This is a genomic window from Kineococcus endophyticus (genome assembly GCF_040796495.1).
GTDB lineage: Bacteria > Actinomycetota > Actinomycetes > Actinomycetales > Kineococcaceae > Kineococcus > Kineococcus endophyticus.
In genome coordinates, this window is the sequence record NZ_JBFNQN010000001.1 from 108297 (window position 1) to 130335 (window position 22039).

19 protein-coding genes are annotated in these 22039 nt (G+C 73.4%); 8 read left to right on the forward strand and 11 right to left on the reverse strand.

All coding sequences use genetic code 11. The annotated features are described in order from the left end of the window. Window positions 1-2 precede the first annotated feature (2 nt). Together AB1207_RS00485 and AB1207_RS00490 are read right to left on the reverse strand one after the other, a co-directional pair. Window positions 3-962 (reverse strand): carbohydrate ABC transporter permease, encoded by a 960-nt coding sequence (locus tag AB1207_RS00485; RefSeq protein ID WP_367635812.1) that lies wholly within the window; start codon window positions 960-962, stop codon window positions 3-5. Beyond that, on the reverse strand, window positions 962-2368 hold the full coding sequence (locus AB1207_RS00490; protein ID WP_367635813.1) for an ABC transporter substrate-binding protein: 1407 nt from the start codon (window positions 2366-2368) through the stop codon (window positions 962-964). The genes AB1207_RS00485 and AB1207_RS00490 overlap by 1 nt, the downstream gene beginning before the upstream one ends. Window positions 2369-2481: 113 nt before the next feature. On the opposite strand from AB1207_RS00490, the gene AB1207_RS00495 reads away from it, so the two are divergent. Next, window positions 2482-3687 carry an MFS transporter gene (locus AB1207_RS00495; protein ID WP_367635814.1) on the forward strand — a complete coding sequence of 402 codons (1206 nt, stop codon included), beginning with the start codon at window positions 2482-2484 and terminating at the stop codon, window positions 3685-3687. A 13-nt stretch (window positions 3688-3700) separates the two neighbouring features. Further along, window positions 3701-4807: an alcohol dehydrogenase catalytic domain-containing protein gene (locus tag AB1207_RS00500; protein WP_367635815.1), complete on the forward strand. Its 1107-nt coding sequence runs from the start codon at window positions 3701-3703 to the stop codon at window positions 4805-4807. On the opposite strand, the gene AB1207_RS00505 is transcribed toward AB1207_RS00500, so the two are convergent. From AB1207_RS00505 to AB1207_RS00525, 5 genes are all read right to left on the reverse strand, one after another. Further along, entirely contained in the window at window positions 4797-5813 is a 1017-nt protein-coding gene (locus tag AB1207_RS00505; protein ID WP_367635816.1) for an LLM class flavin-dependent oxidoreductase, read from the reverse strand. The genes AB1207_RS00500 and AB1207_RS00505 overlap by 11 nt on opposite strands. Window position 5814: 1 nt before the next feature. Then, on the reverse strand, window positions 5815-6492 hold the full coding sequence (locus AB1207_RS00510) for a hypothetical protein (RefSeq protein WP_367635817.1): 678 nt from the start codon (window positions 6490-6492) through the stop codon (window positions 5815-5817). Next, window positions 6489-7484 (reverse strand): acetylxylan esterase, encoded by a 996-nt coding sequence (locus AB1207_RS00515; protein WP_367635818.1) that lies wholly within the window; start codon window positions 7482-7484, stop codon window positions 6489-6491. Before AB1207_RS00515 ends, AB1207_RS00510 begins: the two co-directional genes overlap by 4 nt. 43 nt (window positions 7485-7527) lie before the next feature. After that, the gene (locus AB1207_RS00520) at window positions 7528-8415 is read right to left on the reverse strand and encodes a SurA N-terminal domain-containing protein (protein ID WP_367635819.1); all 888 of its coding nucleotides are present in this window, start codon (window positions 8413-8415) and stop codon (window positions 7528-7530) included. A gap of 184 nt (window positions 8416-8599) precedes the next feature. Next, the gene (locus tag AB1207_RS00525) at window positions 8600-9406 is read right to left on the reverse strand and encodes a DUF1206 domain-containing protein (protein ID WP_367635820.1); all 807 of its coding nucleotides are present in this window, start codon (window positions 9404-9406) and stop codon (window positions 8600-8602) included. Window positions 9407-9628: 222 nt separating this feature from the next. Between AB1207_RS00525 and AB1207_RS00530 the strand changes: the two genes are divergently transcribed. From AB1207_RS00530 to AB1207_RS00555, 6 genes are read left to right on the forward strand one after another with little or no spacing between them, the layout of a single operon-like run. Next, window positions 9629-10771, forward strand: coding sequence for a LacI family DNA-binding transcriptional regulator (locus tag AB1207_RS00530; protein WP_367635821.1), 1143 nt, complete (start codon window positions 9629-9631; stop codon window positions 10769-10771). A gap of 41 nt (window positions 10772-10812) precedes the next feature. Beyond that, window positions 10813-12483 (forward strand): ABC transporter substrate-binding protein, encoded by a 1671-nt coding sequence (locus AB1207_RS00535; RefSeq protein ID WP_367635822.1) that lies wholly within the window; start codon window positions 10813-10815, stop codon window positions 12481-12483. A gap of 47 nt (window positions 12484-12530) precedes the next feature. Next, window positions 12531-13538, forward strand: a complete 1008-nt coding sequence (locus tag AB1207_RS00540) for an ABC transporter permease (RefSeq protein WP_367636136.1) — start codon at window positions 12531-12533, stop codon at window positions 13536-13538. An 8-nt stretch (window positions 13539-13546) separates the two neighbouring features. Beyond that, entirely contained in the window at window positions 13547-14470 is a 924-nt protein-coding gene (locus tag AB1207_RS00545; RefSeq protein ID WP_367635823.1) for an ABC transporter permease, read from the forward strand. Continuing rightward, on the forward strand, window positions 14467-16158 hold the full coding sequence (locus tag AB1207_RS00550; RefSeq protein ID WP_367635824.1) for an ABC transporter ATP-binding protein: 1692 nt from the start codon (window positions 14467-14469) through the stop codon (window positions 16156-16158). Before AB1207_RS00545 ends, AB1207_RS00550 begins: the two co-directional genes overlap by 4 nt. Window position 16159: 1 nt before the next feature. Continuing rightward, complete coding sequence (locus AB1207_RS00555; protein WP_367635825.1) at window positions 16160-17344, forward strand: glycoside hydrolase family 1 protein; 1185 nt, start codon at window positions 16160-16162, stop codon at window positions 17342-17344. A 3-nt stretch (window positions 17345-17347) separates the two neighbouring features. On the opposite strand, the gene AB1207_RS00560 is transcribed toward AB1207_RS00555, so the two are convergent. The 4 genes from AB1207_RS00560 to AB1207_RS00575 all read right to left on the reverse strand — a co-directional run bounded on the left by AB1207_RS00560 (window position 17348) and on the right by AB1207_RS00575 (window position 22011). After that, on the reverse strand, window positions 17348-19240 hold the full coding sequence (locus tag AB1207_RS00560) for a glycoside hydrolase family 3 protein (RefSeq protein ID WP_367635826.1): 1893 nt from the start codon (window positions 19238-19240) through the stop codon (window positions 17348-17350). Between the two features lie 64 nt (window positions 19241-19304). After that, complete coding sequence (locus AB1207_RS00565) at window positions 19305-21506, reverse strand: heavy metal translocating P-type ATPase (protein ID WP_367635827.1); 2202 nt, start codon at window positions 21504-21506, stop codon at window positions 19305-19307. Next, window positions 21506-21721 carry a heavy-metal-associated domain-containing protein gene (locus AB1207_RS00570; protein ID WP_367635828.1) on the reverse strand — a complete coding sequence of 72 codons (216 nt, stop codon included), beginning with the start codon at window positions 21719-21721 and terminating at the stop codon, window positions 21506-21508. Before AB1207_RS00570 ends, AB1207_RS00565 begins: the two co-directional genes overlap by 1 nt. Further along, on the reverse strand, window positions 21721-22011 hold the full coding sequence (locus AB1207_RS00575; protein WP_367635829.1) for a metal-sensitive transcriptional regulator: 291 nt from the start codon (window positions 22009-22011) through the stop codon (window positions 21721-21723). Before AB1207_RS00575 ends, AB1207_RS00570 begins: the two co-directional genes overlap by 1 nt. Window positions 22012-22039: the final 28 nt, after the last annotated feature.

The following is a 22039-nucleotide window of genomic DNA, read 5'->3' on the forward strand; positions in this document are numbered from 1 at the left end:
CCTCACTGGTGGAAGACGTAGCGGCGGCTGAGCCGGAACTGGACGGCGGTGACCGCCATGATGAGCACGGTGAGCACGACGCCGATGGCGGCGGCCCGGCCGAACTGCAACTGCTGGAACGCGGACTCGAAGATGACCATGACGGCCGTGCGGGTCGAGTCGCCCGGGCCGCCGCGCGTCAGGACGTAGGGCTGGTCGAAGATCTGGAGGGCGTTGATGACCGCCATGACCGAGGCGACGAGGACGGTCGGGCTCAGCAGCGGCAGCGTGATCCAGCGGAACCGCGCCCAGCCCTCGATGCCGTCGAGGGAGCTGGCCTCGTAGACGTCGCGGGGGATCGCGGCCAGGCCGCCGACGAAGAGCAGGAACGAGAACCCGAAGTTCTGCCAGACGTAGACGAGCACGACGACCACCGCGGCCCCCGTGGTCGAGGTCAGCCACGGCACGTCCGGCAGTCCGACCCCGGTGAGGACCGAGTTCACCAGGCCGAAGTCCTCGTTGAACAGGTACGCCATGACGAGGGAGACCGACGCGGCGGACAGGATGAGCGGGAAGAACAGCGTGGAGCGGAAGACCGACCGCAACCAGCCGGGCATCTTCGACTGCACCAGGACGGCCAGACCCATCGCCACCCCGAGCTGCAGGGTCACCGCGACGGCCACGAAGACGAACGTGTTGCCGAACGCCACCCGGACGGTCGGGTCCGCGCCGATGTCGGCGAAGTTGTCCAGGCCCGCGAACGTCGGCGCGGTGATGACGTCCCAGCGGAAGAACGCCAGCAGCACCGAGGCGACGATCGGGACGAGCGTGAACAGCGCGATCCCGACGACGGTCGGCGCGAGGAACAGCGTGACGAGGAGCCGGCGGGCGCGCCGCTGCCGCGGCGTCTCCGGGCGGCGACCTGCAGCCGGCACCTGGCCGACCCGGACGTCGGTCGTGGGGGTGGGGACCGTGGTGGCCATCAGTCCACCGATCCGTTCCGCAGGGCGCGCTCGAGGTCGCGCTGCATCGTGCCGAGGGCGTCGCGCACCCCGCCGCCGGCGGGCGCGGTCACCGCGGCGAGGACGTTCTTGACCAGGGCCGTCTCGACGGCCGCCTGCTGCGGCGGTGCCGGGATGGGGCCGGTGTCGGGGAAGCGGTCGAGGGTGTCGTAGAACACCGACCAGTGCTTCGGCCCGGTGCCGGCGTAGAACGCCTCGTCCACCAGGGAGCGCCGGGCGGGGGTGGTGGTGGGTTCTGGGAAGGACAGTTCCATGCCGCGCCGGGAGGAGCAGAACTTGATCCACTCCCACGCCTCGTCCTTGCGCTGCGAGGTGCGCATGACGGCGTACCCGGCGGAGCCGAACTGGTGGCGCTGGGTCCGGGCGCGGGGGAAGAACGAGACGTCGAAGTCGTCGGGCCCCATCCCGCCGTCGGCCAGGCCCTGCGCCCAGAACCCGCCGGCCGGGGTCATGCCGATGACCCCCTCGGCGAAGCGGGCCACGAGTTCGTTGCCGCCGCCCTGGGCGGGGGAGGAGCCGAGCCCCTCGGCGGTGAGGTCCCGGAGGAACTCGAACGTCTCCAGGACGGCGGGGTCGTCGGCGCCGGCTTCCAGCCACTGGTACCCGCCCGAGCGGGAGGCCGCGGTCGGGTCGCCGGCGTAGAACTTGCGCCAGAACCACTCACCGCCGCCCGCGCGGGACTCGCGCAGGAAGCTCGTCCCGTGCACGTAGAGCCAGGGGACGACCCCGCCCCACAGGCGGTTGGTCCAGAAGTACGGGCGGAAGGAGGAACCGCCGGCGCCCTGCCGCATGGCGCGGGCGACGGTGACGAAGTCGTCGACGGTCCAGTCGTCCGCGGGGCGTTCGAGGCCGGCCCGCTGCAGGGCGCCGGCGTTGTAGTAGACGTTCGCGGCGTTGAAGTCGGCGGGGAGCATGAACAGCGACCCCTGGTACATGAACGACTCGACGAGCGAGGGGTGCACGTCGTCGAAGTAGTCCTGCAGGTCGGCCGCGTCGCGCGTGACGAACTCGTCGAGCGGGTGCGCGAGCCGGTCGGCGAAGAGCTGCGCGCCCTCGGTGGCGATGAGGCAGACGTCCGGCGGGGTGCCGGCGGCGACCATCGTGAGGATCTTGGTGAAGAACTGGGTCCAGTCCTGGCCCTGGACGGCCTGGAGGCGGACGGGGATGTCGGGGTGCGCCTCGCGGAAGGCGTCGAGGAGGGCCTGGCGGGACGCGGCGTCGGCGGCCGTGCCGAGGATGGCCACGGTGAGGGCGTCCCCGTCCCGCCCGGGGACGTCGCGGCCGGTGAGCCGGTCCCAGGACAAGCCGGTGCCGAGGGCGGCCAGCCCGGTGACGCCGAGCACGGACCGGCGGGTGAGGTCTGCCATCGAGAGCTCCTTCGCGAGATGGCCTAACACGTGTGAGGAAGGATGAACCCCCGGCCTCACACGTGTCAACCACCGCCTCGCCCGGTCCTCGCGGCGGACCTACGCTCGGGACCGTGCCCCGGAACCTCCGTCCCCGTCGCTGTGTGGGGGTCCTGCCGGGGCTGCTCGTCGCCCTGTCCCCGGTGTCCCAGCTCGGGTTCACCCCCGTGTCGGTGGTGCTCGGGGAGCGGCTGGGCCTGACCGTCGGCCAGGTCGGGCTGACGGTGGGCGTCTACGCCGCGGCCGCGGCGCTGGCCACCGCCGTCCTCGGCCCGGTCGTCGACGTCGTGTCGCCGCGTCGCGTGCTGCCCGTGGCGGTCACCCTCAACGTCCTCCTGTCGGCGTCGCTGCTGCTGGACCCCGGGTACGCCGGACTGCTCCTGGCCCGCGTGCTGTCCGGCGTCGCGAACAGTGCGCTCGTCCTCTGCGCGGCCGTCGTCGTCGCCGACGCCCACCGCGACGACCCGGGTGGGCGGGACCGCGGTTTCTCGGTGCTGCAGACGTTCACGAGCCTCGGCGCCGTCGCGGGTCTGGGCCTCGGTGCGGCCGCGGCCGGCCTGGGTGCCCCGCAGGTGTGGTCGTGGACGGTGGTCGGCTACGGGCTCGTCGTCCTGGCGCTGACCCCGCTCACCGTGCGGCGGATGCCGCTGGTCCGCGGCCCCGCCGGCGGACCCCGCAACGGGCTGGGCACGGTCGTGCGGGAGGCGTCCCTGGCCCTGCGGGTCCCGCGCACGGCGCTGCTGCTGCTTGCCGCCGGCGGGGTCGGCTGGGCCATCCAGGCCGCGCACTACGCCGTCAGCCTGCTCGCCCAGGACCTCGATCCGCCCCTGGCACAACGCATCGCGCTCTCGGTGATGATCCCGGCCGGGGTCTTCCTCGGCGCGGGCGCGAACCAGCTCGTCCTCGGCCGCCGCAGCGCCGAGGACCTGTTCCGCCGGGCCTACCCGGTGCTGCCGATCGCCTGCGCCCTGCTGGCCCTCGTCGTCGGCGTCCGCGGGGACGGCTCGGTGGCGCTCCTGCTCGCGCTGCTGGTCGTCCTCGGCGCCGTCCTGGGCACCCTCATGCCGCTGAGTCCGGCCGTCCTCGTCGGCTGGCACCCCGACCTGCGCGGCAGCGTCACGGCCGCCGACTCCGTCGCCAAGGGCCTCGGGTCCACCGTCAGCCCCGTCGTCCTCGGGGCGGTGGCCGCGGCGACGTCCCTCGGTGGGGGGTTCCTCGTGCTCGCCGGGGTCGCGGCGCTCGCCGCCGTCTGCGCGCGGGCGCCGCGACCGGCCGTCTGACAGGCTGCCGCTCGTGCGGACGATCCGGGGTGCGGTGCTCGAACGGTCCGGCGCGCCGCGCCCCTACGCGACGAGCCGCCCGCTCGTCGTCGCCGAACTGGAACTCGCCGACCCCGGACCCGGGGAACTGCTCCTGAGGATCGAGGCGGCCGGCCTGTGCCACTCCGACCTCTCCGTCGTCGACGGCAACCGGCCACGGCCGCTGCCCATGCTGCTGGGCCACGAGAGCGCGGGAACGGTCGAGGCCGTCGGGCCGGGCGTCGACGACGTGGCACCGGGGGACCGCGTCGTCACGACGTTCCTGCCGCGCTGCGAGCGCTGCGCGGCGTGCGCGACCGGTGGCCGGGTCCCGTGCACGACCGGCAGCGCGTCGAACGCCGAAGGCGTCCTGCCCTCCGGGGCACGACGTCTGACGCGTGACGGCGCGCCCGTCCACCACCACCTCGGGGTGTCCGCGTTCGCGACCCACGCCGTCGTCGACCGGCGGTCGGTCGTCCCGGTGCCGGCCGACGTCCCGGCCGACCTGGCCGCGCTGCTCGGCTGCGCCGTGCTCACCGGCGGGGGCGCGGTCAGGAACGCCGCCCGGCCCGACCCCGGGGAGACGCTCGCCGTCGTGGGGCTGGGTGGGGTCGGGATGGCGGCGCTGCTCGTCGCCGCGGGGCTGGACGGGGTCCGCACCCTGGCGGTCGACACCTCGCAGGACAAGCTGCGGACCGCGCGGGCGCTCGGCGCCGACGAGGTCGCCACCCCGCAGGAACTGGCCGCCTCCGGCCGCCGGGTGGAGAAGGTCGTCGAGGCCGCCGGGTCGGCTCGCGCGTTCGAGACGGCGTTCGCGGCGACGGCCGTCGGCGGGACGACCGTCACCGTGGGGCTGCCCGCGCCCGGTTCCCACGTCGCGCTCGACCCGCTGGTCCTCACCGCCGAGGCGAGGACCGTCGTCGGCAGCTACCTCGGGTCGGCCGTGCCTTCCCGCGACGTGCCGGAGTACGTCGCGATGTGGCGGGCGGGCCGGTTGCCGCTGGAACGGCTCGTCTCCGGGCACCTCGCGCTGGACGAGATCGGCGCCGGGTTCGACCGGCTGGCCGACGCGACCGTCCTGCGGTTGGTCCTCACCCCGTAGCGGGGGCCCACCCGAGCCGCGGCCCGAGGTGCGTGGCCATGTCGGTGAGGATCTGCACGTAGTCGTCCTGCTCGAACCCGAAGGGCAGCGCGAACACCACCTCGTCGACGAGCTGGAACCCTGCATCGGCCCACAGGCGTTCGGCCAGTTCCGCGCTCGATCCCAGCAGGTCCTGCGCGAACAGCAGCTGCCCCGGTCCCTGCGGGATCCCGACGCGCGCGGACCGGTGCTCGACGTAGGCGCTGTACCGCTCGCGCTGCGCCGCCGTCGCGGAGTCGGTCGGGATGACGACGAGTCCCTGCGACGTGCGCCCGGTGGGGTTCAGCTCGCGGAACGCCCGCAGGTGCGAGGCCTGCACGGTCGGGAAGTCGGTCGAGCCGCCCTCGGCGCGCACGACGCTGGAGGCGAGCAGGTGCAGTCCCTGCTGCCCGGTCCACTGCGCCGAGCGCAGGCTCGCGCCGCCGTACCAGAGCCGGTCGGCCAGGCCGGGGGAGTGCGGTTCGACGCGGTCGGAGAACACCTCGATGCCCTGCGTCCCGGCGAAGTCGCTCGCCGTGTCCCCGCGCAGGAACCGGTGCAACCGCAGGACGCGTTCGTAGCCGAAGTCCTCGACGTCGGCCGTGTCGGGGTACAGGGAGCCCTTGACGTGCTCGTACTGCATGGGCGGCCCGACGCTGACGCCCGGCTGCAACCTCCCGCCCGCCAGCACGTCGACCGTCCCGAGGTCCTCGGCCAGCCGCAGCGGGTTCTCCCACCCGAGCGGGGTGACGGCGGTCCCGAGGTGGATGCGGGTCGTCCGTTGCGTCAGGGCGGCGAGCACCGCGACGGGGGAGGAGATCCCCGGCTGCAGGTGCCGGTGACGCAACCAGGCGCTGTCGAACCCGAGGCGCTCCCCGAGTTCCACGACGCGCAGGGTCGTCTCGTGGCCCGGCCGGGGATCGGCGGGGTCGAACGACCCGATGGTGAGGAAACCCATGCGCCGCAACGGCGCTCCCTGCTGCGGCACGTCAGACCGTCCCTTCGAAACCCGCGCTCGCGGTGACCGTCCCCGGAGCGACCTCGGTGAAACCCCCGTCGCGCACGTCCACCCGGTCCGCGGGCGGCAGGACGACGGGACCGGTGACGACGCGGACGCCGAAACCGCCGCGCCGCCACGCGTCGATGCGCGGCAACCGTTCGAAGGCGAGCTGGGCCGCGTGACCCACCTGCGCCGCGGCCTTGCCCGTCGTCATCGCGACCCCGGGCGTCAGGCGGACCGTCAGCACCCCGTCGGGTCCGGGGACGGCGAGGTCCTCGGGATCGGCGAGGTCGAGGCCGCCGACCTGCAGCGGGCGCAGCAGGTCCGGGACCTCCTCGCGCGGGTGCGGGGCGAACACCCGGACGACGGCGTCGCCCGAACCCGCCTCGCTGTGCGGCAGCGCGGCCGTGCGGTCCCACGCCGCCCCGCGGGCGCGGCGGCAGATCTTGCGGATGCGCCGGTCGCGCCACGCCTGCACCGCGGCGTGGAGTTCCCCGTCGGGGTCGGTGACGCGCGGGTCGTCCAGGAGCAGCACGACGGCGCGGGCGGCGGCCACCAGGACGTCGGTGTGCGTGGGGCGACGACGGCCGGGGGCGTCGCGTTCGACGCGGGCGACGAGCGAGAGCGACCAGGGGTCCGGTTCGTCGTCCGGCGGGCTCGAAGTCACCGCAGGCCGCGCCGTTCCAGGAACCGCAGCTGCCGCTGGACCTGGAAACCGATGCCGCCGGCGTGGTCGGCGAACTCCCACACGTCGATCTCGCGGTCCTCGTGGCCCCACCGGTTGTAGGCGGCGAACACCGTCGAGGGCGGGCAGACCGGGTCCATGAGGGCGACGCTGAACAGCGCCGGGACCCGCGCGCGGGAGGCGAGGTTCGCGCCGTCGACGTGCGCGAGCGTCGCGAACGCGCGGTCGACGTTCTCGGGGGAGTGCCGGCGCAGGTAGTCGACGACCTCGAGGTAGGGCCCGTCGCCCGCGACGTGCGTGCCGCGGCGCACGTGGCACAGGAACGGGACGTCGACGAGGGCGGCGGCGACGCGGTCCCCGGACAGCGCCGCGGCCGCGATGGAGAACGCCCCGCCCTGGCTGCCGCCGCGGACGACGATCCGGGAGGTGTCGACCTCGACACCGAGGCCGGGCAGCGCGTGGGCGACGTCGACCGCGCGTGCGCAGTCGACGAAGGCACGGCGGTAGTAGTACGTCGTCGGGTCCTCGATGCCCTTGGTCATGAACCCGCGGACCCACTGCCCGCCCGTGACGTCCGGGTCGGGGTCGGGGGTGTCGTGGCCCTGACCCCGGGTGTCGACGACGAGGTGCGCGAAACCGGCCGCCGCCCACGTCGTCCGGTCGACGGGCAGACCCCGGCCACCGGAGTAGCCGATGAACTCCACGACGACGGGCAACGGCCCGGGCAGGTGGGCGGGGCGCAGCAGCCACGCGGCGATGCGGTCGCCGTTCCAGCCGGCGAAGCGCACGTCGTGGACGTGCAGGGCGGGCAGGCCGGGGCCGGTGTACGGCGTCAGCTCGACCGCGAGGTCGTGGCGGCGGGCCTGGGCCAGGCTCCCCGCCCAGAAGGCGTCGAGGCCGGCGGGTTCGGCGAGGTCGGAGTCGTCCCCGCGGTAGGTGCGGAGCGCGTCCAGCGGCAGGTCGGTCAGCGGCACGTGCCGACGCTACTGCCCTGCCCGGCGCCCGGCCCGGTGCGCCTCACGCGGTGGCGTGGACGCCGCCCGGCAGGCCGTTCACGCGGAACTGCTCGATGGTGTCGCGCAGCGCGGCGAGGATGTAGTCCGGCACGCGCATCCCCTGGTCGCGCGCCCACAGCAGCTCGCGCTCGACGAGGCCGATCTGCGCGCCGAAGTCCTCGACCTTGTCGGCCAGGCCCAGCGTCGTCAGGACACCGCCGAACTGCGCGCGGTGCTGCGGCGTGTGGGCGCCGACGGGGCTGAAGGAGGCGCGGCGCAGCACCTTGGCCAGCCGCAGCTGCCACGGCGTCAGGACGTTCTGCTGGAACATCTCGGTCGCCGAGAGCCGGTAGAAGGCGAAGTGCCCCGGCTCCTGGCGGCGGATCGGCTGGACGATGGTGCGGGAGACGGCCTCCTCGCCCATGTCGTCGAGCCCGTCGACGAGCAGGTTGTAGGCCACGACCGCGGCCTTCTCCGTCGCGGCGCCCGTCAGGTAGTACAGGAGGCGCGCGACCTCCTGCACCGGCTTGAAGTGGGCCAGCGACCCGAGGATGCGGATCTTGGGGCTGACGTGGTCGGTGTTCGGGTCCGCCGGCGACAGGTCGATGTCCTGCTGGAGCCGGTCGAGGATCAGCCCGTGCTGGATCTCCTGCGGCTGCCAGACGTCGGCGTAGAAGAGGCGGTCCGTCTCGGAGACGTCCGGCAGCAGCGTCAGCAGCTCCAGGACGTTGCGGTCCACCTCGAGCTCGACGCGGGCGAGGTAGTCGATGACGTGCCCGAAGCGCTCCCGCACGCCGCGCGGGTCGTTGACCGTGCGGTCGACGGAGTCCAGCGGGATGGGCGGGTACTTCTCGCCCAGGCGGAGGACGTGGTCGCGGATGTCCTCGGGGGTGATGATCTTTCGCGACACGTGCACTCCTGCTTCGAGGTCGAACCGGACGAGAGCCCTGGGACAGTGTGCACCGAGGTGCACGTCGGTGTGAGGGCAACCTCAGTTCGCAACCGATCGGTGATCGGATGGGTTCCCGGAGTCCGTGTGGCGCGGATCACCTTCCCACGCCGGTCCTCGCCGGGTCTCCGCCGGTCGCGCGGCGTCAGGCCCGACGGCGCCGCGGGGCGGTGAGGAGCTGGAAGAGGCCGTAGGCGGCGACGCCGAGGGCCACGAGGAGCAGCAGGACCGTGCCGAAGGGCTGGGCCGCGATCTCGTGGAACGCGGCGTCCAGGCCCCGGGACTTGCCCGTGTCTCCCGTGGAGGAGATCGCCACCAGCACGCCGATGACGGCGAACGCGACCCCGCGCGCGACCGCGCCGGCCACCCCGAGGCGGCGCAGCCCCGGGGAGAGGGACCCCTCGACCTTGTCCTCGAAGTCGTGCTTGATCCCCTTGACCGCCGTCACCACCCCCACGGCCACGACGGCCAACCCCGCCACCACCAGCAGCACCGGTCCACCCGGCGCCTCCAGGACGCGCTGCGTGAGCGTCTGCTGCTGGTTGCCCGACGACGACCCGCCGCCCGTGGCGAACCGCAGGCACGACACGGCCAGCGCCGCCGCCGCGACGGCCTTGACCGCCGCGCTCACCCGGTGCGACGTCTTCTCGCCCGTCCCGACGACGACGGCCTGCCACAGCAGCAGCAGGACGAAGCCGACCGCCAGCACGACGAGCAGGACCTTGCCGAAGGGCTTGGACGCGATCTGTCCGAGGGCCCCGCTGGAGTCCGCCGACCCCGACGACCCGCCGAGCGCGACCTGCGCCGCGAGCCACGCGATGAGCAGGTAGACGAGGCCCTCGGCGGCGACCCCCGCGCGCCCCAGCGTCTTCAGACCGTGCTCGTGCTGCTGCGCGAACGCCTCACCGCGCCGCGCGTGCTCCTTGACCTGGGACTGCGCTGAACCGGACATGGGAGCAGGGAAGCGCTGACGCCCCCACCCCGCAACCGCAGCCGCCCCACCCACCCCCTCCCGCGTGGAAAACACACTTTCCGCCCCTGGAAGGCGCGTTCCGAGGGCGGAAAGTGTGTTTTCCACGCGGGACGCCAGGTGGTGGGGGGCGCGGGTGGGGGTGGGGCGCGTCGTAGCATCGGCGGACCTGACCGCAGCCGGAGCAGAGCAGGAGGCGTGGGCATGGCCCGCCACCCCGTGCGCGCGGCCGGGGACCGGACCCCGACCGTCTACGACGTGGCCGACCGCGCGAGCGTGTCGATCGCGACCGTCTCGCGGGTCCTGCGCACCCCCGACGCCGTCCGCGAAGCCACCCGCGAACGCGTCCTCGACGCCGTGCGCGACCTCGGCTACGTGCCGTCGGGCAACGCGCGGGCGCTCGCGGGCCGCAAGACGGGCGTCATCGGGCTGTGCTTCCCCGGCCACGACGCGCTCGAGGAGGAGGACCGCCCCGCACCCGAGCTCACCGACGGGGTCCGGGTCGTCGACGACCGCCGCCGGGGGGCCGCCCCGCAGAGCCCCAACCTCTACTTCGACGAGGTGCTGCGCGGCGCCGAGGTGGAGGCCTGGCGGCGGGGGTTCGCGCTCATGGTCGCGGCCGGCCGGGGACCTGCCCGCGACGTCATCGTCAACGACATCGCCGGACGCGTCGACGGTCTGGCCGTGCTGGCGCGCACCGTCTCCGACGACCTGCTGGTCCACGTCGCCCGCCGCCTGCCCGTCGTCCTGCTCGCCGACGCGGCCCGGACCGGCGCCGAACCGCCTGACGGCCTCGACCACGTGAGCGTCGACAACGCCGCCGGCATGCAGGCCCTCGTCACCCACGTCGTGGAGCGGCTCGGCGTGCGGGACCTCGTCTACGTCGCCGGACCGGCGGACTCGCCGGACGACGCCGAGCGCCAGCGCGGGCTGTTCGCCGCGCTCGACGCGGCCGGCCTGGACCGCGCGGTCGTCGAGCACGTCCGGGGCGACTTCCGCCGCGACACCGGGGACGCGGCCGTCGCGGACCTGCTGGGCCGGCGGGTCCCGCGGGCGCTCGTCTGCGCCAACGACCAGTCCGCGCTCGGTGCGCTGGACGCCCTGCGGCGCAGGGGTCTGCGGGTCCCGGACGACGTCTACGTGACGGGCTTCGACGGTCTGGACGTGGGGCGGTTCACCGAGCCGCCGCTGACCACGGTCGCCCAGCCCATGGCCGAGCTCGGCCGCGCCGCCGTCCGGGCCGTCGTCGACCGCCTGGCCGACCCCGGCGCCCCGTTGCTGTCGTCCCGGCTGCCGGTGCAGGTGCTGCTCCGGGAGAGCTGCCCTCCGGTTGACACCTCGATGTAAGCGCATACGCTGGCCTCCACGACGAACGTGGAGGTCGAGCGATGACGCTTCGGCAGGGACCGGCGCTGGGCCGCCGGGGGGTGCTCGCGGGGCTCGGCGCAGGAGCCGCCCTCGTGGGGACCGGACTGAGCGGTTGCAGCGTGCAGGTGCGCAGCCAACCCGATCCGACGATCGGGAAGGACACGATGCTCATCAACGCGGACAAGGGGAACCCCCTCTTCAACCGCGTCTTCAACCCGTTCCTGGTGAACAACCGGACGGCGTCGAAGTGGATCTACGAACCGCTGATCCTGGTCAACCCCCTGGACGGTGAGCAGATCCCGTGGCTCGCGCAGTCGTGGGAGCTGCCCGACGCGAAGACCATCGTCTTCACGTTGCGCGAGGCGGACTGGAGCGACGGGGAACCCTTCACCGCCGACGACGTCGTCTTCACCCTGGAGCTGTTGAAGAAGGTGCCGGCCCTGGACGCCAAGGGGGTCTGGCAGCACGTGGAGTCCGTGGAGGCCGACGGCGACCGCGTCGTGTGCCGTCTGCAGAGCGAGGACGTCCCGGCCCTGCAGATCATCGGGGTCACGTACGTGGTCCCGCGGCACACGTGGTCGACGGTCGCCGACCCGGGGACGTTCCAGGACGAGCACCCCGTCGGCACGGGCCCCTTCGTGCTCGGGAACTACAGCTCCCTGCAGTACTCGATGGACAAGAACCCCCGGTACTGGCAGGCCGACAGCGTCGAGATCCAGCACCTCGTGCTGCCCGCGACGAACAGCCAGCTCGACACCGTCACCCGCGGGTACGACTGGAGCTACTCCTTCATCTCCGACGTCGAGGGCACGTGGGGGGCGGCCAGTCCGCACAACCGCTGGTGGTTCCCGCCGGGCGGCATCATCGCCCTGCTGCCCAACCACACCGTCGCCCCGTTCGGCGACGTCGACGTGCGCCGCGGGTTGTCGCTCGCCCTGGACCGCACGCGGATCGCGGAGGTGGCCAGCGAGGGCTACATGCAGCCCGCCGGGCAGACGGGTCTCATGCTGCCGAACCAGCAGGACTGGCTGAACCCCGACATCCCCGACCAGGGCATGGTCGTGCAGGACACGGCCGCGGCGCTGGAGTCGTTCTCCCGCGCGGGGTACACCCAGCGCGACGGCAAGCTCGTGGACGGCGACGGGAAGCAGTTCGCGTTCGCCCTCACCTCCGCCAACGGGTACACCGACTGGACGCGGGCCGCTCAGGAGGTCGTCGAGCAGCTCGGCGCCCTCGGCATCGACGTGAAGCTGCAGCTGCCGCAGCCGGCCGGCTACCAGTCGGCCATCGCGGGCGGGGAGTTCCAGGTCGCCCTCGGCGGCATGGGCGGCGGGGACGTGTTCCGCGCCTTCAACGACCTGATGTCGAGCGAGTTCGTCGTCGAGGCCGGGAAGTCGACCCAGGCGAACTACGAGCGGTTCTCCGACCCCGAGGTGGACGCGCTCCTGACGGAGTTCAAGTCCAGCACCGACCCGGCCCGCCAGCTCGCCGCGGCCCGGGCGCTGCAGCAGCAGGTCTACGACAAGCTCCCCGTCATCGGCATGTACTACGGCGGGCTCTGGGGCCTGTACAACGACGCCAAGTTCGTCGGCTGGCCCACCGCGGAGGACCCCTACATGGCTCCGCAGAACTACGACTCGGCGCCGCTGGGGATCTTCACGCGGCTCAAGCTCGCCGGAGGTGCCTCGTGACCGTCGTCAACAGTGCGGCAGACCCCACCGTGGCGGGCCCGCCCGCCGTGCGGACCGGCCGGGGATCGTTCCCCGGCCGCTACCTGCTCGGCCGTCTCGGGTTGTTCGTCCTGACCCTCTGGGCCGCCGTCACCGTCAACTTCGTCCTGCCGCGCCTCATGCCGGGCACGCCCGCCGACGCGGCCATCGCCAAGCTGTCCCAGAACGGCCCCGTGAGCGACGCGACGCGCGCCGCCATCGAGGCCCAGCTCGGGGTCCCGGGCGGGAACCTGCTCTCGCAGTACGGGTCCTACCTCGAGCAGGTCGTCACCCTCGACTTCGGCGTCTCGTACACGTTCTACCCGCAGACCGTCTCCTCGATGGTGTCGCAGGCGCTGCCGTACACGCTGCTCCTGGTGGGGCTCGTGACGGTCCTCGCGTTCGTCCTCGGAACCCTCGTCGGCGTCCTGTCGGCGTGGAAGCGCGGCACCTGGCTGGACGCGCTGCCGACCCTGTCGGGCAGCTTCCTGTCGACGTTCCCGTACTTCTGGACGGCGCTGCTGCTGCTGTTCTTCCTCGGGTACGTCCTGCACTGGTTCCCGACGACGGGCGCCTACTCGGCGACCACGACACCGGGGTTCAGCCTGGAGTTCCTCGGTGACGCCCTCGCCCACGCCGCGCTGCCGGCCATCACGATCCTGCTGACGTCGCTCGGCGGGTGGATCCTCGGCATGCGCAACGCGATGATCAACACCCTCGGCGACGACTACGTGACCTTCGCCGAGGCCAACGGCCTGCGCGGGCGCACGGTCGCCCTGCGCTACGCGGCCCGCAACGCGATCCTGCCGAACCTCACCGGGTTCGGGCTGTCCCTCGGCGGGGTCGTCGGCGGGTCCGTCCTCGTCGAGCAGGTGTTCGGGTACCCCGGCATCGGCTACCTGCTCTTCAACGCCGTCATCGGCCAGGACTACCCGCTGATGCAGGCGCTCTTCCTCATGATCACGGTCAGCGTGCTCGTCGCGAACTTCCTCGTCGACGTGCTCTACGGCCTCCTCGACCCGCGGACCCGGAGGTGAGCGGCACCATGAGCACCAGAACCTCGTCCGAGCTCGACGTCCAGCACGCCCCCAGCGCCCTGCGCAGCGCCGGCCGCGTCCTCGCGACGCTGTGGGACAACGGCAAGGCCCGCGTCGGCCTCGTCCTGCTCGCGTTCTTCCTCCTGCTCGCCCTCGTCGGGCCGCTGCTTTCCCCGTACGACGCGAAGGAGAACACCTTCCCCCGCAGTCAGGACGTCAGCGGCGCGCACTGGCTGGGGACCACCGCGGCCGGGGAGGACGTGCTCTCCCAGCTCGTCCACGGCGCCCGCATCAGCGTGCTCGTCGGGTTCACCGCCGGGCTGCTCGCCACGGTCGTCGCCGTCCTCATCGGGTTGTCCTGGGGGTACACCCGCGGCTGGGTCGCCGAGGTCATCGGGTTCGTCGTGAACCTCTTCCTCGTCATCCCCGGTCTGCCGTTCATGATCGTCATCGCGGCGTACCTGCAGAACGGCGGCATCGCCGTCATCATCGCGGTCATCGTCATCACCGGCTGGGCCTGGGGCGCCCGCGTCCTGCGCTCCCAGACGCAGTCGCTGCGCTCGCGCGACTTCGTCGAGGCGGCCCGGTTCTCCGGCGACAGCGCCCCGCGCATCGTGTTCCGGGAGATCCTGCCGAACATGACCTCGCTCATCGTCGGCAGCTTCTTCGGCGCGGCGACGGCGGCGATCCTCGCCGAGGCGGGCCTGGAGTTCCTCGGCCTCGGCGACACGTCCATCGTCAGCTGGGGCACGATGATCTACTGGGCGCAGAACTCCAGCGCCCTGCTCACGGGGCAGTGGGCGCTGCTGTTCGCGCCCGGTCTGTGCATCGCGCTGCTGGCCCTGTCCCTCACCCTCGTCAACTTCGGCGTCGACGCCGTGAGCAACCCGCGACTGCGCGAGGGGTCGCGCACCCGGAAGGCGGACCGATGAGCACCCAGGCCACGAGCACCGGGACCCCGAGCGTCGTGGGGGAGGACCTGCTGCAGGTCCGCGACCTGTCCGTCGTCTACGAGTCGCACGGCCAGCGCGCCGTGCAGGCCGTCGACCACGTCTCCTTCGGCCTGCGCCGCGGGGAGTTCGTCGGCCTGGTGGGGGAGTCGGGGTCCGGCAAGTCCACCCTCGGCTACGCGATCACGCGGCTGCAGAAGCCCCCGGCCCGCACCAACGGGGGTCGGATCCTCTTCGGCGGCCACGACATCCGCGACCTCGACGACGAGGGGTTGCGCCGGCAGCGCCAGGGCGGGTTCGCCATGGTCCTGCAGTCGGGCATGAACGCCCTGAACCCCGTTCGCCGGATCCGCGACCACTTCGCCGACATCTACCGCGCCCACGGCCACGTGCCGAAGCAGCGCTGGGCGGAGCGGTCGGCCGAGCTGCTGGCCAAGGTGGAGCTCGAACCGAAGGTCCTCGCGCGCTACCCCGGGGAGCTGTCCGGCGGGATGCGCCAGCGCGTGTCCATCGCGCTGGCCCTGTCCTTGGACCCGCAGCTCGTGGTCTTCGACGAACCCACGACGGCCCTCGACGTCCTCGTCCAGCACGCCGTCATGGACACCATCGTCGACCTGCAGCGCACCGAGGGGTTCACGGCCGTCCTCATCAGCCACGACCTCGGCATCGTCCTGGAGGCGACGCAGCGCGTGCTCGTGATGCACGAGGGCCGCATCGTCGAGGACGCCCCGTCGCAGCAGGTCCTGCGCTCCCCGCAGGACGAGTACACGCGGATGCTGCTGAGCCACTACGCCGACCCGCGGGGCGAGACGGTCTCGCTGCCCGGGTTCCCCGACCGCTCGCTGCGCCCCCGCCCCACCCCGCCCGCGGGGGGTGCGGCCGTCGTGGTCGAGGGCGTCTCCAAGACGTACCCGGCGCCGCGGCGCGGGGAACCGGAGGTGCACGCCGTCTCCGACGTCTCCTTCACCCTCGAACCCGGTGCCTCCCTGGCCCTCGTGGGCGCCAGCGGTTCGGGGAAGTCGACCATCGCCAAGATGGTGACCGGGGTGGAGCCACCGACCGCCGGGTCCGTGCGGTTCGGCGACCTCGACGTCGGCCGGCTGAAGCGGCGGCAGGTGGTGACGTTGCACCGCAGCGTGCAGATGGTGTTCCAGGACCCCTACGCGGCCCTGAACCCCTTGCACACCGTCGAGTACGCCCTCACCCGGCCCGTCCTGAACCACACGGGCCGCACGGGTGCGGACGCGCGCCGCCGCGTCCACGAACTGCTCGAGACGGTCGGTCTCACCCCGACGGGGCAGTTCGCCCAGAAGCTGCCGCACCAGCTGTCCGGGGGCCAGCGCCAGCGCGTGGTCATCGCCCGCGCCCTGGCCTGCGAACCCCAGGTGATCGTCGCCGACGAACCCGTCTCCATGCTCGACGTGACGTTGCGCGCGGGTGTCCTGGCGCTGCTGGAGGACCTGCGCGAACGCCTCGGGGTGTCGCTGCTCTACATCACCCACGACCTGCTGAGCGCCCGGCTCATCACCGACGACCTGCTCGTCCTGCACTCCGGTCGCGTCGTGGAACGCGGTCCGACGGCGCAGGTGCTGCAGCACCCCACCCACCCCTACACGGTGTCCCTGCTGGACGCCGTCCCGAACCCGGCCCGAGCCCGCCTGGAGTCCTGAGATGCGCACCTTCCCCGACGGTTTCCTCTGGGGCGCGGCCACCGCCGCGCACCAGGTCGAGGGCGGCAACGTCGCCAGCAACTGGTGGGTCCACGAGCACGACCCGGCCCTGGCCGCGGCCTGGGGCATCGTGGAACCCTCCGGCGACGCCGCCGACAGCTACCACCGCTACCGCGAGGACATCAGGGTCCTCGCCGACCTCGGGCTGACCTCCTACCGGTTCAGCCTCGAGTGGGCCCGCGTCGAACCCGAGCGGGGGTTCGTCTCGCGGGCCGCGGTCGACCACTACCGGCGCATGGTCGACACCTGCCGTGAGTTCGGCGTCGAACCGGTGGTCACGCTGATGCACTTCACGGTGCCGCGCTGGTTCGAGCGCGACGGGTTCTGGCGGGCCGACGACGCCCCCGACCTGTTCGGCCGGTACGTCGAGGCGGCGCTGCCCGTCGTCCGCGACGTCGAGTGGATCTGCACGGTCAACGAACCGAACATCGCCGCCATGCTCGCCGGCGGCGAGGACGCCTCGAACCTCGTCGCGCACGGCCTGCCGAACCCGGACCTGCACGTCGCCGACCAGCTGCTCGCCTCCCACGAACGGGCGCGCGACGTGCTGTCGCAGCTGCCGCAGGCGAAGACGGGGTGGACGGTCGCGACCCAGGCGTTCAAGAGCACGGGGGAACCCGGCGCGGACGACACGACCGCGGAGTACGGCCACCCGCGCGACGACTGGTACCTCGAGGCCGCCAAGGGCAACGACTTCGTCGGTGTCCAGGCCTACACCCGCACCTTCGTGGGTCCCGACGGCCCCCTGCCGGTGCGCGAGGACGTCGAGACCACGCTCACGGGCTGGGAGTTCTACCCGCAGGCCGCGGCCGACGGGTTGCGCGCGGCGTGGGAGTTGACCGGCGGCGTCCCGTTGGTGGTGACCGAGAACGGCATCGCCACGGCGGACGACACCCGGCGGATCGCCTACACGCAGGCGTCCCTGGAGGGGATCCACGACTGCCTCGTCGAGGGGATCGACGTGCGCGGGTACCTGCACTGGAGCCTGCTCGACAACTACGAGTGGGCCTCGGGGTACCGCCCGACGTTCGGCCTCGTCGCGTGGGACCGGGAGACGTTCGAGCGGACCCCGAAGCCCAGCGCCCACTGGTACGGCGGCGTCGCACGGGCCAACGCGCTGCCCTGACGCCTACACCCGCACGGGAACGCCGTGGCCGAACCGGAACAGCGGGTCCTGCGTGCTGAAGGGTGCGTCCGACGGTGAGTCGACGACGGCGGCCATCGACCGCGGCAGGTCGAACGCCAGCCGGCCCTGCGCCGGAACGGCCCCGGTGAGCGCGTCGAGCAGCGCCTCGGTGGACGCGCCGAAGTCCACGACGAGGGTGAGCCCGGCCTCGGCCAGGGGCGTCAGCACCGCCGGTCGGTCGAGGTGGACGACGGCGACCGTCGGCACGCGGGCTGCGAGGTCCCGCACCGCGTCGAGGACGGGGGTCGGGAACTCCAGCGAACCGGCGTGGAAGAACGACTCGAACCCGGGACCGCGCCGCTCGTAGGGCGCCTCGAGGCGCAGCAGGGCGACGTCGGCGCGGCCCGGGTCGTCCACGACCTCGACCCCCGCGCGGGGCTCCGGCGGGACCGGGAGGGGGCGCAGCAGGGGTCCTGCGTCGTCCTCGGTGACCACCGCGGCGGCGAACAGGCGCAGGGGGGTCGACGTCCCGGGACGCAGGGGGAGCGGGAAGGCGTCCGCGGTGAGCACCGTGACCGACCGGGACTGCGTGCGGCGCCCCGCAGCCACCAGGTCGGCGGCGCCGACGACGGCCTCGGCGGCGTCCTCGTCCACGTGACGGGCGTCGTCGAAGAGCCCGAGCACGAACTTCTCCCGCAGCAGCCGGGCCACGGAGACGTCGACGCGGTCCTCGCCGACGCGACCGCTGCGGACGAGGTCCACCACCAGTTCCGGGCAGGCCTCGCCGCCCAGCTGGTCGGCGCCGGCGGCCAGGATCCGTTCCACGCGCTCGCTGCGCGTCAGGTGCTCCACGCCCCAGGCGCGCGCCGGGAAGGGCTGCCCGAACACCTCGGCGTCGGTGACCAGACCCCAGTCGGTGCAGACGATCCCGTCGAAGCCGAGTTCCTCTCGCAGCAGGCCGGTGACGACCTGGCGGTTGAACCCGAAACCGACTTCCTCGACGGGCTCGCCGTCGCGGACGAGGCCGACGGGCATCCCGTAGTAGGGCATCACCTGGCGGGTCCCGGCGGCGAGCAGGTCGTGGAAGGGGCGCACGTGGGTCTCGAAGTGCCCACCCGGGTAGACCTGTTCCCGGCCGTGGGGGAAGTGGGGGTCCTCGCCGTCCCGTTGCGGTCCGCCGCCGGGGAAGTGCTTGGTCATCGTCGAGACCGAGTCCCGGCCGAAGGTGCCGTCGAGGCCCTGCTCCCGCGCGACGTCGCCGGTGCCCTGCAACCCGCGCACGTACGCCGCGCCGAGCCGGCCGACGAGGTCGGCGTCCTCCCCGAAGGTCGCGCCGCCGCGGGCCCAGCGGGCCTCGGTGAGCACGTCGACCTGCGGGTGCAGGGCGGTGCGGATGCCCACGGCGAGGTACTCGCGGCGGACGGCGTCGGCGTGCTCCTCGACCAGCCGTTCGTCGCGCAGGGCCGCGAGCCCGAGCGTCTCGGGCCACTGGGAGAACGGCCCGGACAGCAGGGCGGTGCCGGGGTTGTCGGTGAAGGAGTGCCGCGGGTCGCTGGACACCGTCACGGGGATGCCGAGGCGCGTGCCGGCCGCGAGGTCCTGCAGGCGGTTGTGCCACCGGGCGAACTCGCGCGCCGTCCGGGGCGCGGCCAGCACGTTGACGTGGGTCAGGTGCCGGCGCGTCACCAGGTCGCGGGCGGTGGCGGCCCCCATGCGCGACGGCTCCTCGGCCAGCGTTCCCTCGGGTCCCACCTCGACCATCGTGTGGAAGAGCTGACCTGCCTTCTCCTCCAGCGTCATGCGGCCCAGCAGGTCCGCGACGCGTTCGGCGACCGGCAGCCGGGGGTCGCGGTAGGGCGCTGCGCGCCCCTCGTCCTGCACGTCGTCGGTGCTCACCGGGACTCCTTCGTCCGGGACCGCCGCACCGGGTGGTGCAGACTCCCCGGTTCTACCAGGCGGCCTACCGGAACCGGCGCAGCCGCAGCGAGTTCGTGACGACGAACACGGACGAGAACGCCATGGCCGCCGACGCGACGACGGGGTTCAGCAGCCCGGCGGCGGCCAGGGGGAGCGCGGCGACGTTGTAGGCGAACGCCCAGAAGAGGTTGCCGCGGATCGTGGACAGCGTCCGTCGGGACAGCCGCACGGCGTCCACGGCCGCCAGCAGGTCGGCGCGGACGAGGGTCAGGTCACCGGCCTCGACGGCCACGTCCGTCCCGGTGCCCAGGGCGATGCCGAGGTCGGCCACGGCCAGCGCGGCGGCGTCGTTGACACCGTCCCCGACGACCGCGACGACCCTGCCCTGCGCCTGCAGGGCGCGGACGTGGGCGAGCTTGTCCTCCGGACGCGCCCCGGCCACGACGTCGTCGATCCCCACGGCGTCCGCGACGGTGCGCGCGGTGCGCTCGTGGTCGCCCGTGAGCAGGACCGGGTGCAGACCGAGGGAACGGAACCCGGCGACCGCCTCCCGGCTCGTGGGGCGCACGGCGTCGGCCACGGCGAGCACGCCCGCCGGCTCCCCGTCCTCGACGACCACGAGGACCGTCCGGCCCGCGGACTCGTGCTCCTCGAGCGCGTCCCGCAGGGCAGGCGGCAGGTCGGCGTGGGCCCAGTCCGGCCGTCCCACGCGCAGCGCGACGCCCCCGACGGTCCCGGCGATGCCGGCGCCAGCGGTCGCCACGACGTCGGTCGCGGTAGCCAGCGGACCGGCCTCGCGGGCGGCGACGGCGACGGCCCGGCCCACGGGGTGCTCGGAGGCGTCCTCCAGGGACCCGGTGCGCCGCAGCAGGTCCGCGGCGTCCAGACCCTGGGTGGGGACGACGGCGGCGAGGGTCATCCGCCCCGTCGTCACCGTGCCGGTCTTGTCGAGGACGACGGTGTCGACGCGGCGGGTGGCCTCCAGCGCCTCCGGTCCCTTGACGAGGATGCCGACCTGCGCGCCGCGGCCCGTGCCGACGAGCAGCGCGGTCGGGGTCGCCAGGCCCAGGGCGCACGGGCAGGCGATGACGAGGACGGCGACCGCGGTGGTCAGCGCGTGCCCCGCACTCGCGCCGGACAGCCACCAGCCGAGGAAGGTGGCGAGGGCCACGACGAGCACGACGGGGACGAAGACGCCCGAGACGCGGTCGGCGAGGCGTTGCGCCGCAGCCTTCCCCGACTGCGCCTCCTCGACAGCGCGGCCGATGCGGGCCAGGGCCGTGTCGGCCCCCACCCGGGTGGCGCGCACGACGAGCCGCCCACCGGCGTTGACCGTGCCGCCGACGACGTCGTCGCCCGCGGTGACCTCGACGGGGACGGACTCGCCCGTGACGACGGACGCGTCGACCGCGGAACGGCCGTCGACGACCGTGCCGTCGGTGGCGACGGTCTCGCCGGGGCGGACGACGAACTCGTCCCCGGGACGCAGGTCGCCGACGGCGACGCGGTGCTCGACGCCGTCCCGCAGGACGCCGACGTCCTTCGCGCCCACGGCGAGCAGTGCCCGCAGTGCGGCACCGGACCGCCGCCGGGCCCGGGCCTCCAGGTAGCGGCCGGCCAGGACGAACACGGTGACGACGGCCGCGACCTCGAGGTAGAGCTCGTCGCCGGCCGATCCCCAGAGCCGGAACTCCATGTGCATGCCGGGCATCCCGGCGTCGCCGAGGAACAGCGAAGCGCACGACGTCAGCCAGGCCGCCGCGACGCCGATGCTCACGAGCGTGTCCATCGTGGCGGCGCCGTGCCGGGCGTTGACCACCGCGGCCCGGTGGAACGGCCACGCGCCCCACACCGCGACGGGGGAGGCGAGGGCGAAAGCCAGCCACTGCCAGTTCGTGAACTGCAGCGCGGGAACCATCGACAGCGCCAGGACCGGAAGGCCCAGGGCGGCCGTGACCGCGAGTCGGCGTCCGAGTTCCGCGGTGACCGGATCAGTTTCGGCTGCAACGGGTTCGGGATCGGGGAGCGCGGCGGTGTAGCCGGTCTTCTCCACGACGGCGATGGCGTCCGCGACGTCGGTGCCGGACGGCAGCCGGACGGTGGCCTTCTCGGTCGCGTAGTTCACGCTGGCCTCGACGCCCGGCATGCGGTTGAGCTTCTTCTCGATGCGGTGCGCGCAGGACGCGCACGTCATCCCGCCGATCGTGAGTTCGACGGGGGTGAACGCTTCCAACGGGACGGCCATCAGCGCACCAGCTCGTACCCCGCCTCGTCGACGGCGGCCGCGACGGCCGACTCCTCGAGGGGGGAGGTGGCGGTGACCGTGACGGTGGAGGTGCCGTCCGGGACGAGGTCGACGTGGACGGACTCGACGCCGGGCAGCGCCGACACCTCCTCCGTCACCGCGCCGACGCAGTGCGCGCACGTCATCCCGGACACACCGAACCGGTTCTCGCTCATCAGGACCTCACCAACCGCGCGATCGCCGCGCTCGCTTCCTTGATCTTCTCGTCGGCCACCGCGCCGCCCTCGGCCGCCGCGTGCGCGACGCAGTGCCCGAGGTGGTCGTCCAGCAGCGACAGGGCCACGGCCTGCAGGGCCTTGGTCGCGGCGGAGACCTGGGTGAGGACGTCGATGCAGTACGCGTCCTCCTCGACCATGCGCTGCAGTCCGCGCACCTGTCCCTCGACGCGGCGCAGCCGCTTGAGGACCTCGTCCTTCTCCCTGGCGTAGCCCGGCCCGTGCTCCATGCCTCCTTGGTACCCCCTCGGGGTACCG